We start from the raw sequence: 16,481 nt of genomic DNA, 5'->3' as shown, positions 1-16,481 counted from the left end.
AACAACATTTAAGCAAGTATTATTATAGCCACGCTAATCTCTTCAAAATAATTAATATGGTTAAGTATTTATAATTTGATAAATATTTTCTTCCGGTAGAGGTAGTATACAGGGATAAAGATCACAAAGACATACATCAGCGCATACATCAGGCTTGCGACCCTGGGGTCAAGTCCCGCCTCCCACAGGCTGTCAACAAAATGATGGTTGAGCGACTTGCCCCCCCAGTATTGTATACTGTAAAACAGTCCGCTGAGAACCCCTGCAAGCACATAAGCAGTAATGGCGTTGGCACCGTAAATAATGCCGAATTTCGTACCCCGCCGGTAACCAAGGATATCAATCAGGAACATTGCGGTTGCCAGGGTCATTGCAGCCAGTCCGCTTGTATACAAAACATAGGAGCTTGTCCAGATATTCTTGTTTATGGGGAACCCCCAGCCCCATGCCTCACCAAGCACTGCAGAAAGGAACCCTATCGTAAAGAGCCATATTACAATTCGCTCGCGACTCATGCCGCTCACTATCAGTTTGCCTGCAAGCATACCGGTTATGCCGGTAACGATAGCCGGAAACGTGCTAAGGATACCCTCGGGATCCCAGTCCCCCTGCCACATCCTCCCCGGTAACAGCTGCTGGTCAATCCAGGCTGCAAGATTAACACCTGGTTCAAGCATCGGCTTACCCATGCCGGGTGTGGGTATAAGTGTCATTGCCAGCCAGTAAGCTATAAGTATCACAGCCCCGGTCCATGCCTGTTTTTTCCAGCCTGCATTAAGATATAAAACAGCACATGCGGCAAACACCAGTGCGATCCTCTGCAATACACCGGCAACCCTGAGGTTTGCAAAATCAAACATCGGGAACAGGGCCAGGAAAATACCTACTGTAAATATTTTGATACTGCGTGAAACAATCTTTTTATACATATCCTTCCTGGGATGCCCGTCTGCAAGCCTTTTGTTGTAGGCAAGCACTATTGAAACTCCGACTATGAAAATAAAGAAAGGGTATATGAGATCGGTCGGGGTAATACCATGCCAATCCTCATGGAGCAGGGGGGCAAACACATGATGCCATCTGCCCGGGTAATTAACCATTATCATTGCTGCAATGGTAAATCCGCGAAAGGCATCAAGTGACACAAGTCTTCCCGGGGCAGCTTTTTTTGAAACGGATGTCATTACAATACGGTATTGTTAGAAACCCAGAATTAATTTAACTTGCGAAAAACTACATAACCCAAAAATATAAATTATGGAAAGAACAGGATTACTTTTAGCATCAGTATTTATTATGATGATGCTAACAAACTGTGCTCCGCAGATTCCCGAGCCCGACCAGATAGAGATCACCTGGGAGCTTATAAGCAATACCCACAGTGACCAGCCCAGGACAAAGGCAGAGTTCACCATCAGCAACAACTCCGGGTTCCGGTTCAGGGATTATAACTGGGCCCTCTATTACAGCCAGCCGCCCAGAAGGATAATCTCCACAAACCCGGAATCATTTACAGAGGTTGAATGGATAAACGGCGACTGGTTCAGAATAGTGCCAAAAGAGGGATTCAGCCTCCGGAGAGGACAGGAGGTTACCATCAGATACGAGGCAAGCGCATGGTGGATAAAAGAGATAGATGCACCGATGGGCATGTACTTTGTTTTTTACGATGATCAGGGAAATGAGATCGATATTATAACAGTCGGCAAGTACACTGTAAAACCTTTTGAAAGGGAAGAACAGATATCAAGGCACAGGAATGATCTTACTCCTATCCCCACTCCTGAGTTGAGATACGAGGAAAACAAGAAAATGGACCTGCTGGATGCCGTTGCCCTCAAAAACGTGATACCTACACCTGTGAGGATTCAGGGCACAGGTGAGTTTGTGACCTTCAACGAGCCTGTCAATATATTCTACCAGGAAGGGCTGGAAAATGAGGCCGGATACCTGGCCGGACTGCTTTCAAGGCTTACCGGGATGCCTTTCTACCCTGAACAGAGCACCGAAGAGAGAGCAAACAGCATTCTCCTCAGAAAGGCCGGTTTCAGGGTCAGCGGCAAGGATAGCGAAGCTTACCGTCTCGAAATAAGGAACAACAGGAACATAGTTATAACCGGCACCGACAATGCAGGGGTGTTCTACGGAATTCAGACGCTTACGGCACTGCTGCCGGTCAATGCCTTCCTTGGAACCGCCGATGTCGTGAGGATGGAGGTGCAGACAATAGAGGATGCACCCCGGTTCGGCTACAGGGGAATCCACATAGACGTGGCCCGCAACTTTCAGGAGAAGGAACAGATACTGAAAGCCATTGACCTGATGGCTTATTACAAGTTAAATACCCTTCACCTGCACCTTACCGAAGACGAAGGATGGAGGATAGAGATAAAGGCATTACCTGAGCTGACTGAGGTTGGCGGACAAAGGGGCCATACCACAAAAGATGCCCCTGCGCTTCATCCCGCCTACGGTTCGGGCCCCTTCCCCTATGCTGAAGACACCTGGGGCAGCGGTTATTACACGCATGACGAGTATGTCGAAATACTGAAATATGCGAATGAGAGACATATACGGGTTATCCCGGAAGTAAACCTTCCCGGCCACGCCAGGTCGGCAATCAAGGCAATGGAGGCCAGGTATGAACGGTTTATGGCCGAAGGCGACGAGGAGGCTGCAAATGAATTCAGGTTGATCGACCCTGAGGAGACTTCAGAATACCTGTCTGCTCAAAGCTTTACCGATAACGTAATCAATGTGGCCAGGGAGTCGGTTTACCATTTTTTTGAAACGGTTGTCGATGCCATAATTGCCATGTATGAGGAAGCAGACGCCCCGCTGGAAATATTCCATACAGGAGGTGATGAGGTTCCCGACGGCTCATGGACACAGTCCCCCATGATAGACGAGCTGCTTGCCGGAATGCCGGAGGTTGACGACCCAAAGAACCTGCAGGCATACTTCTTTGAAAGGGCGGTTGATATCCTCAGGGAGAGGAATCTCAGGATAGCAGGCTGGGAGGAGGTTGCCCTGCTGAGGGAAGCACCCGGCCAGTATGTCCCCAACCCCGGATTTGCCGGCGGCGACGTTGTACCTTATATCTGGAACAGCCTTTGGGGCAACCAGGATTTGGGATACAAACTGGCAAACATGGGTTATCCCATAGTGCAGTGCCATGTGTCCAATTTCTATTTTGACCTTGCCTACAATAAAGACCCTGAGGAACCCGGTCATTACTGGGCAGGTTTTGTCAATACAAGGGATGCATGGTATTATGCACCTTTCGATATGTTCAGGACAACGGTGCGGACGACTATGGGAAGGGAAGTCGATATTGACGAGGAGTATGCCGGTATGGAGAGGCTGAGACCTGACGCCAGGAGGAATGTTCTGGGACTGCAGGCGCAGTTCTGGAGCGAGACGATACATGGCCCCGAAATGCTTGAATATTACATGCTGCCAAGGATGATAGCGTTCTCTGAAAGCGCATGGGCGCAGGAAAGAAGCTTTGAAACGATTGAGGATCATGATCTGAGAGAAGCAGAAGCACAAAAGAAATGGAACGTGTTCGCCAACACACTTGCGCAAAGGGAACTGCCAAGGCTGTCCGGACTCCACGGAGGCTTCAACTACAGGTTGCCATTACCCGGAGCAGTAATTGAAAACAACATGCTGAAAGCCAATATTGCTTTCCCGGGACTTACGATCAGGTACACAACCGACGGAGAAGAACCGACACGCCGTTCAACGGCATACACACAGCCGGTGGAAGTATCAGGCACCGTAAAGCTCAAGGCTTTTGACCGTGCCGGACGTTCAAGCCGCACTGTTGTGCTAGAATAGAGCCGGATAACTGACCGGAAGAAGCCAATTAAAACAGGCATGCTGTAAGCCGGGCAACGGTGTTGCGGCAAAGCCAATCAAAAGGAGGTTGTCTCAAAAGGGCAGCCTCCAATTGTTATCCTGGCTCCCGTACCGGCTGTTATGTCAGATCACCCGGAAAGGATATCAACGCATTTCAGCCAGAATTCATTGTAATGCTGCCAGTAGACAAAATTGCATCCCCAGTGGGGAGCGGGATCAGACATATATGCCATAGTACGTCCCCTGCCGAATTTGCCTGTGGCAAGCAGTGGGTCGCCTGTCTCCTTTACTGAGAGAATAACCTCACACTCCTCCCTGGGCAGGACCTCGTTATAGCCCAGTATTGGAGGCAGGGTTGACAGGTCGGGTCCGTCACCCCACAGGCCATGGCCGCTATTGACAACGGCATGATAACCCTCGGTGCTCTCCACAAGGTCATCACCCTGAAGGCATTTAACTGGTATTACCTCCCTGAGAAGGCTTCGGCCCCAGCCGCCTTTGCCGGTCTGCCCTGAAAAGGAGAGCCACCCCCCCAGGAACATGGCTGGCTTGCCGTTGTGCACCGCCTCAACTGTAAGCCTGGCACGGTCGGGAAAGGTAAGGATCCCTTTGCCCATTTTTTCACGGTCGAAAAAACCCGGGGCAAGCTGGAAGTTCTTGGCCTCAACGTCACTGAATATAAACATATCATATTCATCAAGAATCTTCTCATATTCACCAGGTCCCATCTTGTAAAAATCCCAGGCGGGGACTGAGCTGACACTGTGGCTCCCATCAGATTCAAGAGCTTTTACAAGCCATTCACCATAATTGAAAATATCGATACCCTTATACTCGTAATTGAAGGGAGATTCGGCAAACATCGGTCCCATAAGAACTGCCCAGTCGCCTACATAATAAATCTTTGCCATAACAAAATAATATTTAATTATCCAATAAGTTCGCAATTATCCGGGCACTTCACCATATCGCAACGAAAGCCATAGCCGCAATGAATGCTCCAAGGATTGGCGCAAAGACAGGTACCCATGAATATCCCCAGTCACTTCCTCCCTTATTTCTCATAGGAAATATATAATGTGCAAATCTCGGACCCAGGTCCCGGGCAGGATTTATCGCATAGCCGGTGGTACCGCCAAGAGACATGCCGATACCGACTACCAGCAGAGCCACCGGAAGTGCACCCACTGACCCCAGTCCCACCGGCACCTCGCCGAGTGCCGGCGTTGTAAAGGAGGGATCGGCAAAATGGAATATGGTAAATATCAGCACAAAGGTTCCTGCCACCTCGCTGAAAACATTATTAGGGAAGCTTCTTATCTGTGGTCCTGTACAGAAAACGGACAGCTTTGTCCCCTTGTCTTCTGTAATATCAAAATGCTGCCTGAAATAAATATAGACCACCGTAGCACCGGCAAAGCCTCCTAAAAGTTGCGCAATTATATACCCCGGCACAAAAGACCAGTCAAACATCCCTGCAAAAGCAAAGCCGAGCGTCACTGCCGGGTTAATATGAGCTCCCGAATGGGGTGCTGCAATGATTACCCCGAGGAACACTCCAAGACCCCAGCCGAAGGTGATGACCACCCATCCCGCCCCGTGGCTTTTCGTGTCTTTAAGTACACTGTTGGCAACAACCCCGTCGCCCATAAGCACCAGAACAGCGGTGCCGATAAACTCATAAAGGTAAATTGTATCCATTCTTTAAATATTTGAATTGTCAGCGGTTTATATCCCTTCTGACCCGGTTGTTACAGTTTTTACAAATATTTGCTGAGATGTAACCGCATCAATCCGACCAGGACCTGGCCCTCTGAACGGCATCGGCCCATCTGGACCTTAGCCTGGTTATGGTATCTCTGTCCATTTCACCCCTGAATTCCCGGTCCACTTTCCATTTATCCCTTAGCTCATCAATATTGCTCCAGAAGCCGGTAGCCAAACCTGCCAGGTAAGCAGCACCAAGCGCCGTTGTTTCTGTAATTTCAGGTCTCACCACGGGTACACCCAGGATATCGGCCTGGAACTGCATAAGCAGGTTATTTGCAACTGCACCTCCATCAACACGCAGTTCCCTGGGCTCCATCCCGGTATCCTTTTCCATCACGTCAAGGACATCCATCGTCTGGTAGGCTATGCCCTCAAGCGCTGCCCTTGCTATATGTCCCCTGCCTGTACCTCGGCTTATACCGACAAGCAGACCCCGCGCGTACTGATCCCAGTAAGGCGCCCCCATACCCGTAAAAGCAGGGACAAAAAAGACATCTCCATTGTCCTCAACACTGGAAGCCAGCTTCTCCACCTCTGCCGAGCTGCCGATAATACCCAGACCGTCACGCAGCCATTGCACAACAGCCCCGGCAATGAAGATGCTACCTTCAAGTGCATAGGTCACCTTGTTACCAATTTTCCAGGCCACCGTGGTCACCAGGTTATTCTTTGATATAAAAGGTCTGTCCCCCGTATTCAGCAAAATAAAACATCCTGTACCGTAGGTGTTCTTGACCATACCCTCCTCTATACACATCTGCCCGAACATAGCAGCCTGCTGGTCGCCGGCAATCCCGCCTATCGGCACTTTTGACGCAAAGAATGTAGTATTGGAGTAATCGTAAATCTCGCTTGAATCCCTTACCTGGGGCAGCATGCTGTGAGGTATGTCAAAAAGATCCAGCAGTTCATCATCCCATTCAAGGGTGTTTATATTGAACAGCATGGTTCTGCTGGCATTGGTAACATCAGTAATATGGGTGCGGCCCTGCGTCAGCTTCCATACGAGCCAGCTGTCAACCGTTCCAAATGCCAGCTCTCCCTTTTCTGCCTTAGCCCTTGCACCCTCAACATTGTCGAGTATCCATTTAACCTTGGTGCCACTGAAATAGGCATCTATCACAAGTCCGCTCTTCTCCCTGATCATATCAGCATGTCCCTCCTGCCTGAGCCTGTCACATTCACCCGATGTCCTCCTGTCCTGCCATACGATTGCATTATATAGAGGATTGCCTGTTTTCCTGTCCCATACAATCGCAGTCTCCCTCTGGTTTGTTATACCTACTCCTTCAACCGCCTTCCCGTTGATCCCTGCTTTCGAAATAGCCTCGGCTGCCACAGCTACCTGTGATGACCAAATTTCCAATGGATCATGCTCAACCCATCCGGGCCGGGGAAAGATCTGCTTAAACTCTTTCTGGGCAACAGATCTGATATTTCCTTGTCTGTCAAACAGTAACGCCCTCGAGCTTGTAGTGCCCTGGTCAAGTGCGAGAATGTATTTTTCCATGCTGATCTGGTTTTTAACTGGCAATATAGTGTTTTTGGATGATTATTCCCTTGTACTGCCTTCAACCGGCGGAAGGTAATTATTCGTCACCTGCTCATAAGAGCTTACCTGGTCATCTATCCATTGCCTGTCCCTGCCAAGTTCCCGGGCCATAATCTCAGCCGTCTCCCGGGCCATCCTCATGCTTTCGGCCGCATCCAGTAACTGGCAGCGGGTTCTGCGTGAAAGCACATCCTCAACGGTCATGGCCATCTCCTCACGGACCGCCCAAACCACCTGTGCTTTTTTGACTGAAAGGCTCTCGCTGAGGTATACGTCCAGAGACGGGTCATCAAAAGCAAGACCTGCCACGGCATCGCGGTCAGAACCATAATAATACCACGGATCGTTGCAGTCTACCCCTGCCGAATACCCCCTTATTTTCATGTTTCGCGTAGCCGGGCTGGTCCTTCCCCAGCGGTTCTCCTTTTCGGCACGTGTGACCATGTCTTCAGCCATGCGCCTGAAGGTTGTCCATTTGCCTCCGATCATGGTCATTAATCCGTTCCGGGAAACGATGATCTTATGGCTCCGGGATATTTCCCTTGTCTTCTTTCCATTATCATTTTTTGCGGCAGCAAGTGGTCGTAATCCGGCAAATATGCTAAGCACATCACTCCTGGCAGGAGCCTTTTCAAGATATTTGCCTGCAGTTGACAAAATAAATTCAATTTCCTTTTCAAGGGCCACAGGCTCAAGAGAGGGCCGGTCAACCGGTGTGTCGGTAGTTCCTATCACCACCTTCCCGTGCCATGGCACAGCAAAAAGTACCCTTCCGTCATCAGTTTTAGGTATCATCAATGCATGATCACCGGGCAGGAATGATTTATCCACAACGATATGGATACCCTGACTCGGCCTCATGGTTGGTTTCATTTCCGGGTTATCCATTTTCATTATCTCATCGGCGAATACTCCGGTAGCATTTACCACAACGCTGCCCATAACCTCATATTCCCGGTCATTTAGCAAATCCCTTGCCCGGACCCCCCTGATTTTTCCCGATCCATCCTTAACAAGCCCCTCTACAGGCATATAATTCAAAACCACTGCCCCGCATTCTGCAGCCGTCTGCAGCACATTCACGGCAAGCCTTGCATCATCAAACTGTCCGTCATGATACTGAATTCCTGCATTAAGTCCTTTACCGCAAACAGAGGGCAATTTTTTCAAGACATCCTCTTTTGATATCCTTTCAGAGCGGCCCATGCTGTACCTGCCAGCCACAAGATCGTAAATTTTAAGCCCTGCAGTGTAAAGATACTCGTCAAACCAACTGAATGCCGGTATCACAAATGGCTGGTTGCGTACAAGGTGAGGAGCATTTTTTAACAGACGGCCACGCTCAACACAAGCCTCCCTTACCAGAGCAACATCTCCCTGCGCAAGGTACCTTACTCCTCCATGGACAAGCTTGGTGCTTTTGCTGGATGTGGACTTGACAAAATCAGACTTTTCGAACAGCACAGCAGAATAGCCCCTGCTGGCTGCCTCCAGGGCAATACCGATCCCGGTGGCGCCGCCCCCGGCAATTATGAAGTCAAAATTCTTTTTACCCCCTTCAAGTCTCTCAAGCATAATCTCTCTTTTCATCTCATCGCTTTACAAGATTTTCACCACTGCATCTATTATGATCAATTATAAACCATTACAAATATATTAAATATCGAAATTTTTTACAACTTATTTATTTCTTTTTCTTTCGTTTTAATTACATTTTATTTCTTTTGCATTACAAGGGTCCGCCAAAATCCGGTTCTGCTTGGTTTTTAGTAAATCAGGCGTTAAATTTGAAGAAAGCCTTATTATGTCAGCAAGTATAGCAGAAAGGCACCAGTTCATACTCACCAGACTAAGGGAGCAGGGACATGTAACAGTGATTGACCTGAGCAGGGAGTTAAAGGTTTCAGTGGTTACCATCCGCAAAGACCTCAAATGCCTTGAAGAAAAGGAGCTTCTGTTCAGGACGCATGGAAGCGCAACCCCCAACAACCCCTACATCAATGACCGTCCCGTAAATGAAAAAGAGAAGATCAGGGTTTCTCAGAAGCAGAAAATAGCAAGGTACGCTGCCAGCCTGATTGAGCCAAAAGAAAGTATAATCCTTGCATCGGGCACAACAGTGATCGAACTCGCCAGGCAAATCAGGGCAGTTGACCAGTTAACCGTTGTCACTGCTTCGCTTAACGCCGCATTGATTTTGTCCCGCGATCCCTTAATCGATATAATTCAGCTGGGAGGAATAGTCAGGAAAAGCTCATCTTCAATAGTGGGACCCTACGCAGAAGAACAACTGACAAATTTCTCCTGCAGCAAGCTTTTCCTGGGAGTTGATGGCATTGCAGCTGATTATGGTTTTACTACCACAAATGCAATGGAAGCGAACCTGAACAAGAAAATGATTGAAGCCGCCCAGCGGGTCATTGTGCTTGCCGACTCGACAAAATTCGGTCGTCGTGGTTTTAGCAGGATCTGTGATCTGTCACGGGTTGACATGGTAATAACCGACAGCGAGGCACACTCACCCTTTGTGAGAAAACTGGAGGAGGCCGGTATTGAGATCATCATCACATAAAGACGAAAGCCGGAACTTGTCCGGCTTTCGATTCACCATTAACCCTAAAAAAAATTAACCTAAAACTTGAAAAAAACGCCTGTGAAAAAATGCCTGCCTGCTTGCGGGAAAAAGCCATCGAAAAATCGCTCTTCTCCCTGATATAAATAACGGTAAATCCATGCATTTGTTTCAAATTTTGCATCAAAAATATTAGCTGCCATGAAATTTATCCCGAACTCCCCGTACCGTGAGGTTTCTATAGTGTAATTAATTCTGAGGTCACTGAAGAAATAGGAGTTGAGCATCCTGTCCCTGCTTGCAGTATTGTCAATGAACTGTCTTCCCACATATTTACCTGCAAGGTTAACAGCGAGATTTTCAACCGGTCGTATGGTTAAATCACCTCCTGCAACAACCGGGGGTGAAAAGGATAGTTCGGTACTGCCAATATGCCTTACAACTTGCAGCGGCTCATTCTCCGGATCATCCCAGTAATCCCAGTTATCAATATACTCGGTAAAATCAGAAATCCGGTTCTCGCTGACCGACACATTGAATGACAGTTCAAAAACAGAAGACAGCCTTGCCCCGGCCATCAGCTCGATCCCGGCACGGTAACTGTCAGGTGCATTTGTCATTATATCCTTACCAACATCATTTATGTCGCCGGTAAGAACCAGCTGATCCGTATACTTCATATAAAACAGGTTTGCATTAAGACTAAGATTTTCGGATCTGAAATTATATCCTGTTTCTATATTATCAAGCCTTTCGGGACGTGGAAATTCACCCGGTCTGGCATCCGTAAAGTTACTCCGGCTTGGTTCCCTGTGTGCAACCGCATATGAGAGATAAACATTTTGACGGTCGTCCAGTTCAAAGAAAATACCTGCTTTTGGGTTAAAGAACCCGTAATCATGATTACTGGTAATGTCGCGTAACCTGCTATCAATTCCATCTATTGAATAATCTATTCTTCTATATTGCAGATCGCCATAGAGGTTTAACCTGTCTGTGAGCCGGTAATCGATTTTTCCAAAAAAATTGAGATCAGTTTTATCGCCATTATTGAAATACCATTCGTAGTCTTTCGGAATATGTCCGGAAAACTGTGCCCAGATAATATGTCCGTAATGATCGCCGTCATATCTGTTCATTCCTCCGCCAAATGTAATATCATATTTTCTCTGGCTGTACTTCACGGAAAAAGTCATCCCGTAGAAGTGATTATCCAGTATCCTTCTTCTAACAAGATCGCTTCTGTCAATGACATCATCACCCATCTCCAGGTTCCCCAGACCATAACTCCTGAAGCGATCATTTGGCCTGTATTGTTCAAAATACCCATACCCTCGTGTATAATGGAATGCAGTATTAAGATTTAGATTCCGAGACAATTCCCTTGAATAGAAAAGCTGATAATGATCCTGTTGATAATTATCAGTTTCATTATCATAATAATCAGTTTCACCATCCAGATTTGTAAATCTGCCTAGACTGTTATATCTCCGGTTATCACCAAGCATTTCTGACGGAACTCCGGTCCAGGCCAGAGAGGTCTTTTCCTGGCCGGAAAAAACATTGACTTTCAATATGCTTTTCTCATTATGCATTCCACCTGATATGAAAAACGATTTGAGATCGGAACCGGAGCGTTCAATAAACCCGTCGGAATTGATTTTCGAAAGACGGGCATCAAATGTAAAGCGGTCATTAATTAAACCTGATCCAACTTTTACAGTATTACGGAATGTGTTGAATGAGCCGGCGGATGAAGTTATTTCACCATACGCATCTTGCTGCATAACTGAAGTCTGCAAATTGATACTCGCGCCAAAGGCGCCAGCGCCATGGGTCGAAGTTCCAACTCCTCTCTGTATTTGCACATTATCAAGAGAAGAAGCCAGATCAGGCATATTTACCCACCACACGCCGTGTGATTCAGAATCATTCAATGGTATCCCGTTCAAAGTGATGTTTATGCGGTTCATATCCGAACCTCTGATCCGGAAACTTGTATAACCGATTCCTGTACCTGCATCTGAAGATGCAACAAATGAAGGAGTAAGACTTATTATATACGGAATATCCTGTCCGTAATCCCTGCCTTCTATCTCCGCCCGGCTAATATCAGTGTAAGCCACTGGCACCCTTGAGTGAGCCCTGGTAGCAGAAACAATAACCTCCTCAGCCATATAGGAGGATCGTTCAAGAGTGATATCAACAGTTGTCTCACCCTCAACGGTAACCTCCGGGAAAGTGGTCCTGTATCCCACATGAGATACTCTTAAAACATAATCCCCCGCTTTAAGTTTAAGCGTAAACCGGCCATCTGCATTAGTGGCGGTTCCCATAAAAGAACCCTCAACGGTGACACTGGCACCAATAATCGGTTCTCCTCTGTCACTTTTTACAGTGCCATGTAAAATTGTATTTGCAAAAGATGATAAATAAACCAATTGCAATACAAGTACTCCAATTACCCTGTACATGATAAAAGTTTTTGGTTAGACTTATAATTGCAATGAGGTGATCTGCTTCTTCCCTACACCGGCATTACCCGGATCAGGTTCAAAGGGTATGATCTCAGCCCGAAATATTAAGGCACCCCATCATTAGACTATGCAAAAATAATAATTCTTAGAGGCAAAACAAAAAAACCGGTCATTTGACCGGTCGATGTATTAAAAGACCCCAGATCGCGGCGGGAACTATTTTTCAACAGAAAGGACCTCCTTGATAGCCTTCTCGAAAGTCTCCTTTGGCAAAGCTCCCTGCGCCATTTGCGGCATACCCTCCATTGGCACGAACAAAAGGGAGGGAATGCTCTGTATGCCGAAAACACCGGCAAGCTCCTTTTCCTTTTCCGTATCAATCTTGTAGATATTCAGTTTATCACCATACTCTTCAGAGAGTTCTTCAAGAACCGGGGCAACCATTTTGCACGGCTGGCACCAGTCCGCATAAAAATCAATAAGACAGGGTGTTTCTCCCTGGAATTTCCAATCCTTATTGTTAGCGTAGTCAAAAATCTTTTCCTTGAATGTTTCTGCAGTTAAGTGCTCGATCATCGTTTTAAAATTTTGATAGTTAAATTTTTATATTTTATTTATACATGTATATATTTCCCATGCAAATCTGGTACAAAAAACGTTCCAGATGTCAATTTGTTCACTTTTTAATATATAACGCCCAATAATTGTAATTTTGTCAGATAAACAGTCATTATCTGTCATAAAAAACCTGCATGGAGCAACATCTTGACTATAAGGTTTTCAAAATCATTTCAGGCGTAGCAGTTGAGAATGAAACAGAAATATATGTTGTGGGGGGGTACGTCAGGGATATATTGCTTTGCAGGTCTTCCGTCGACATAGATATCGTGGTTGCCGGCAACGGAATAGAGTTTGCCAGGAAGGTTGCTTCAGCCATGGGAGATACAAAGGTAAGCATATTCAAAACCTTCGGTACGGCAATGCTGAAATACGATGGTTATGAGATAGAGTTTGTAGGATCCAGAAAAGAATCTTACAGTAAAACCTCCCGAAAACCGGTTGTTGAAGCGGGCACCATCGAAGAGGACCAGAGAAGGAGGGATTTTACCATAAACACCCTGGCAATAGGGCTTGGAAAAAATAACTATGGTCAGCTGGTGGACCCTTTTAACGGTCTTGAGGACCTTGATAAAAAAATAATACGCACTCCGCTTGAGCCTTCAGCAACCTTCTCAGATGATCCGCTCCGCATGATGAGAGCAATCAGGTTTGCCTCACAGCTCAATTTTGAAATTGAAAAGGGTACTTTGGATGCGATAAGAGAAAACAAGGTGCGTATAGAAATAGTATCCATGGAGAGGATCACCGATGAGCTTTGCAAAATAATAATGTCGGATAAACCATCGATGGGGTTTAAACTGATGGACAAGACAGGCCTCCTTGAAATAATACTGCCTGAGGTTCACGCCATGAAGGGTGTTGAAATTATGAATGGAAGAGGGCATAAGGACAATTTTTACCACACTCTCAAGGTTCTGGACAATCTTTGCCGTAAAACAGACAACATCTGGCTCAGGTGGGCAGCGTTGCTTCACGATATCGGAAAGCCGGGAACTAAAAGATACAGCAAAGATACCGGATGGACATTTCACGGTCATGACCACCTGGGTGCCGGCATGATACAGCCGTTATTCAGAAGACTGAAGCTTCCGCTGAACGACAAAATGAAATATGTCCGCAAAATAGTGCTGCTGCACCTCAGGCCCATCTCACTGTCAGGTGATGAAATAACCGATTCGGCGGTAAGGCGACTGTTGTATGAAGCGGGCGACCAGATTGATGATCTGATGACCCTGTGCGAGGCTGACATTACCTCTAAAAACAAGGAGACAGTGCGCAGGCACATGAACAATTTCAGGGCCGTCAGAAGAAAGCTAAGGGAAATTGAAGAGAAAGACAAAGTCAGGAATTTCCAGCCGCCTGTCAGGGGAGATGAAATAATGGATACATTCGGGCTTTCTCCGTGCCGGGAGATTGGCATAATTAAGCAGGCGATTAAAGACGCCATACTTGACGGAGTGATAAGAAACGACAGGGATGAAGCGATCAGGTTCATGATCGGTAAGGCTGAAGAAATGGGCCTTAAACCTGTCCGCAGTCAACAAAATTCGCGGAACGGCCAGGACCCGGCCTGATAAAAAGACATGCAACCTGGCAGAAATCAAAAAACCTGCCTCGCCTGCACACCTGAAAACTTTACCTGGGAATAAACCAAATAAAAGAGAGCGCCTGCAACAATCATCTGGGAGACGCCTGTTTTTAAGGAATGGACAATCAGACACCCTTGCCTTAAGCTAATGGTTGGCGACTACAAACCCCTAAAGCAGACTTTCACCACCCGGCTGACTGCCATGCCCGGCACACAAAACAAAGCCGGGAACTTTTCCTGACGAAAAAATTCCCGGCTCACTTTTGGCGGCGAACCGCCTTAGTGTCAAGCTACTGTTATTATGACTGATCCCTGATGGCAGATCCCGGAGGATCTGTTGCGAGGATCCGGACCTTGTTCCGACCAGCTTGTTACGGCTGATGTTCACGCTGGCCCCCGTTCCTGTTATGCGGTCTGAAGATTTTCCCGAAGGAAATTCTCCGTGTGACCTGACTGAAGCAATCCTGCCCGAAGGTGGTGTTTATTTCAGCTTAACATCTCAAAGAACAAGTCTTTTATCCCTCACTTGATAAAACAAATATAGTATGAAATACCATTCAGCTCCAAATTTTTTCGCATCTCTGTATCAACAAGAAAACAACAGGGGTTATTAACAATTTGTTAACATGTATATACTACTGATATAATTCAGCTTATGCTGTATAAAAATGGTTTTTGAAACAGCTGCTAACAATAACAGGCCTCATTCTTCTGTACACTCCGGCAAAAATTAAATATATTGGGCCGGACCGGAATAACATGACCCCGGTAAAAACAAAAACAGTTATCATAAATCTTGTCAATTAAAATATAACCTTCTTTTACACTATGGCCAGAGGAATAATTTTGACAATTACCGCCAGTTTGGTTCTGTTTATAGCATCATGGACAGCAGAGGTCCGGACGATCAATTCAACCGTCGATACCAACAAGGAAGTACTTTTTTCAGGTGTTTTTGATGATCAGTTCAGCACTGACGAATGGATGCAATCCTGGGGTATACCATGGTATCATTGTGCCTCTGAATGCAAAAGCATTCCCGGAGGATTTAAGGGAAATCATTCTATTCGGGTAAAATATCCTGCCGGATCTGTTGGCCCAGGAGAAGGAGGAGCACAGTTCCCTATGGTTTTTGCCGAAATACCAGGAATGGACAGATCGCACTACAAGGAGGCCAGTCTGAGCTATTACCTGAAATTTGAAGAAGGTTTTGATTTCAGGCTGGGAGGAAAATTGCCCGGTCTTATGGGAGGAGGAGACTCATGGGGACGTTCCGGAGGCAACCAGCCTGACGGCACCAATGGATGGACTTTGCGGTTCATGTGGAGAAGAAACGGGCAGCTGGTCATATATGCCTATGTGCCCCCATCCGGGAACGGCAAATGGGGCAGCACAAGGTGGGGGCAGGATATAGACTGCGGTTTTTTTGCAGAACCCGGCATATGGCACCGTATAGATCAATATGTACACGCAGGCACTCCGGGAAAAGATGATGGCAAACTGAAGGTCTGGATAGACGGTGAAAAAATGCTGTCAATAGATGATATGCGTTTCCGCGATACTGAAGGAGAACACGGGCAAATCGGGGGTATATTCTTCTCAACATTTCACGGAGGAAATTCAGATGACTGGGCTCCCCTGCATGACTCCTACATGCAATTTGCAGATTTCAGTATCTGGAAAAATTAGGGTTCCGGCAGAAAGCCAAAAAAACAAAACCGGGAACTTTTCCTGACGAAAAAATTCCCGGCTCACTTTTGGCGGCGAACCGCCTTAGTGTCAAGCTACTGTTATTATGACTGATCCCTGATGGCAGATCCCGGAGGATCTGTTGCGAGGATCCGGACCTTGTTCCGACCAGCTTGTTACGGCTGATGTTCACGCTGGCCCCCGTTCCTGTTATGCGGTCTGAAGATTTTCCCGAAGGAAATTCTCCGTGTGACCTGACTGAAGCAATCCTGCCCGAAGGTGGTGTTTATTTCAGCTTAACATCTCAAAGAACAAGTCTTTTATCCCTCACTTGATAAAACAAATATA

General features: G+C 46.7%; 11 protein-coding genes and 1 riboswitch. Of the genes, 4 read left to right on the top strand and 7 right to left on the bottom strand.

The genetic code is table 11. The features are described from left to right. Positions 1-68: 68 nt before the first annotated feature. Positions 69-1,184, bottom strand: a complete 1,116-nt coding sequence (locus EA408_06235) for a DUF1624 domain-containing protein (protein ID TVR72536.1) — start codon at positions 1,182-1,184, stop codon at positions 69-71. Positions 1,185-1,257: 73 nt separating this feature from the next. Between EA408_06235 and EA408_06230 the strand changes: the two genes are divergently transcribed. Continuing rightward, entirely contained in the window at positions 1,258-3,843 is a 2,586-nt protein-coding gene (locus tag EA408_06230) for a beta-N-acetylhexosaminidase (GenBank protein ID TVR72535.1), read from the top strand. Positions 3,844-3,992: 149 nt separating this feature from the next. Here the strand turns inward: EA408_06230 and EA408_06225 are convergent, their stop codons facing one another. The 4 genes from EA408_06225 to EA408_06210 all read right to left on the bottom strand — a co-directional run bounded on the left by EA408_06225 (position 3,993) and on the right by EA408_06210 (position 8,776). Then, positions 3,993-4,775: a hypothetical protein gene (locus EA408_06225; GenBank protein ID TVR72632.1), complete on the bottom strand. Its 783-nt coding sequence runs from the start codon at positions 4,773-4,775 to the stop codon at positions 3,993-3,995. A gap of 49 nt (positions 4,776-4,824) precedes the next feature. Beyond that, positions 4,825-5,565 carry an aquaporin family protein gene (locus tag EA408_06220; protein TVR72534.1) on the bottom strand — a complete coding sequence of 247 codons (741 nt, stop codon included), beginning with the start codon at positions 5,563-5,565 and terminating at the stop codon, positions 4,825-4,827. An 88-nt stretch (positions 5,566-5,653) separates the two neighbouring features. After that, entirely contained in the window at positions 5,654-7,144 is a 1,491-nt protein-coding gene (glpK, locus tag EA408_06215) for a glycerol kinase (protein TVR72533.1), read from the bottom strand. 42 nt (positions 7,145-7,186) lie between these two features. Continuing rightward, positions 7,187-8,776: a glycerol-3-phosphate dehydrogenase/oxidase gene (locus tag EA408_06210; protein TVR72532.1), complete on the bottom strand. Its 1,590-nt coding sequence runs from the start codon at positions 8,774-8,776 to the stop codon at positions 7,187-7,189. A 214-nt stretch (positions 8,777-8,990) separates the two neighbouring features. Here EA408_06210 and EA408_06205 point away from each other — a divergent pair, with 214 nt between their 5' ends. Further along, complete coding sequence (locus EA408_06205; protein ID TVR72631.1) at positions 8,991-9,758, top strand: DeoR/GlpR transcriptional regulator; 768 nt, start codon at positions 8,991-8,993, stop codon at positions 9,756-9,758. 59 nt (positions 9,759-9,817) lie between these two features. Here the strand turns inward: EA408_06205 and EA408_06200 are convergent, their stop codons facing one another. Both EA408_06200 and trxA read right to left on the bottom strand, forming a co-directional pair. Beyond that, positions 9,818-12,232, bottom strand: a complete 2,415-nt coding sequence (locus EA408_06200) for a TonB-dependent receptor (protein TVR72531.1) — start codon at positions 12,230-12,232, stop codon at positions 9,818-9,820. A gap of 32 nt (positions 12,233-12,264) precedes the next feature. Continuing rightward, a riboswitch (TPP riboswitch) is annotated at positions 12,265-12,362 on the bottom strand. Positions 12,363-12,451: 89 nt separating this feature from the next. Continuing rightward, positions 12,452-12,811, bottom strand: a complete 360-nt coding sequence (gene trxA, locus EA408_06195) for a thioredoxin (protein ID TVR72530.1) — start codon at positions 12,809-12,811, stop codon at positions 12,452-12,454. 176 nt (positions 12,812-12,987) lie between these two features. Here trxA and EA408_06190 point away from each other — a divergent pair, with 176 nt between their 5' ends. Further along, positions 12,988-14,430 carry an HD domain-containing protein gene (locus EA408_06190; protein TVR72529.1) on the top strand — a complete coding sequence of 481 codons (1,443 nt, stop codon included), beginning with the start codon at positions 12,988-12,990 and terminating at the stop codon, positions 14,428-14,430. Positions 14,431-15,272: 842 nt separating this feature from the next. After that, entirely contained in the window at positions 15,273-16,133 is an 861-nt protein-coding gene (locus EA408_06185) for a hypothetical protein (protein ID TVR72528.1), read from the top strand. Positions 16,134-16,481: the final 348 nt, after the last annotated feature.

Source organism: Marinilabiliales bacterium, from assembly GCA_007695015.1.
GTDB lineage: Bacteria > Bacteroidota > Bacteroidia > Bacteroidales > PUMT01 > PXAP01.
The sequence above is the reverse complement of the archived record's forward strand: the minus strand, read 5'-3'. Positions and strand labels throughout refer to the sequence as shown.

Coding starts and splice junctions, on each gene's coding strand:
- glpK (TVR72533.1), bottom strand. CDS start 7,144: ATGGAAAAATACATTCTCGCACTTGACCAGGGCACTACAAGCTCGAGG.
- EA408_06235 (TVR72536.1), bottom strand. CDS start 1,184: ATGACATCCGTTTCAAAAAAAGCTGCCCCGGGAAGACTTGTGTCACTT.
- EA408_06200 (TVR72531.1), bottom strand. CDS start 12,232: ATGTACAGGGTAATTGGAGTACTTGTATTGCAATTGGTTTATTTATCA.
- EA408_06205 (TVR72631.1), top strand. CDS start 8,991: ATGTCAGCAAGTATAGCAGAAAGGCACCAGTTCATACTCACCAGACTA.
- EA408_06190 (TVR72529.1), top strand. CDS start 12,988: ATGGAGCAACATCTTGACTATAAGGTTTTCAAAATCATTTCAGGCGTA.
- EA408_06230 (TVR72535.1), top strand. CDS start 1,258: ATGGAAAGAACAGGATTACTTTTAGCATCAGTATTTATTATGATGATG.
- EA408_06185 (TVR72528.1), top strand. CDS start 15,273: ATGGCCAGAGGAATAATTTTGACAATTACCGCCAGTTTGGTTCTGTTT.
- EA408_06210 (TVR72532.1), bottom strand. CDS start 8,776: ATGAAAAGAGAGATTATGCTTGAGAGACTTGAAGGGGGTAAAAAGAAT.
- EA408_06225 (TVR72632.1), bottom strand. CDS start 4,775: ATGGCAAAGATTTATTATGTAGGCGACTGGGCAGTTCTTATGGGACCG.
- EA408_06220 (TVR72534.1), bottom strand. CDS start 5,565: ATGGATACAATTTACCTTTATGAGTTTATCGGCACCGCTGTTCTGGTG.
- trxA (TVR72530.1), bottom strand. CDS start 12,811: ATGATCGAGCACTTAACTGCAGAAACATTCAAGGAAAAGATTTTTGAC.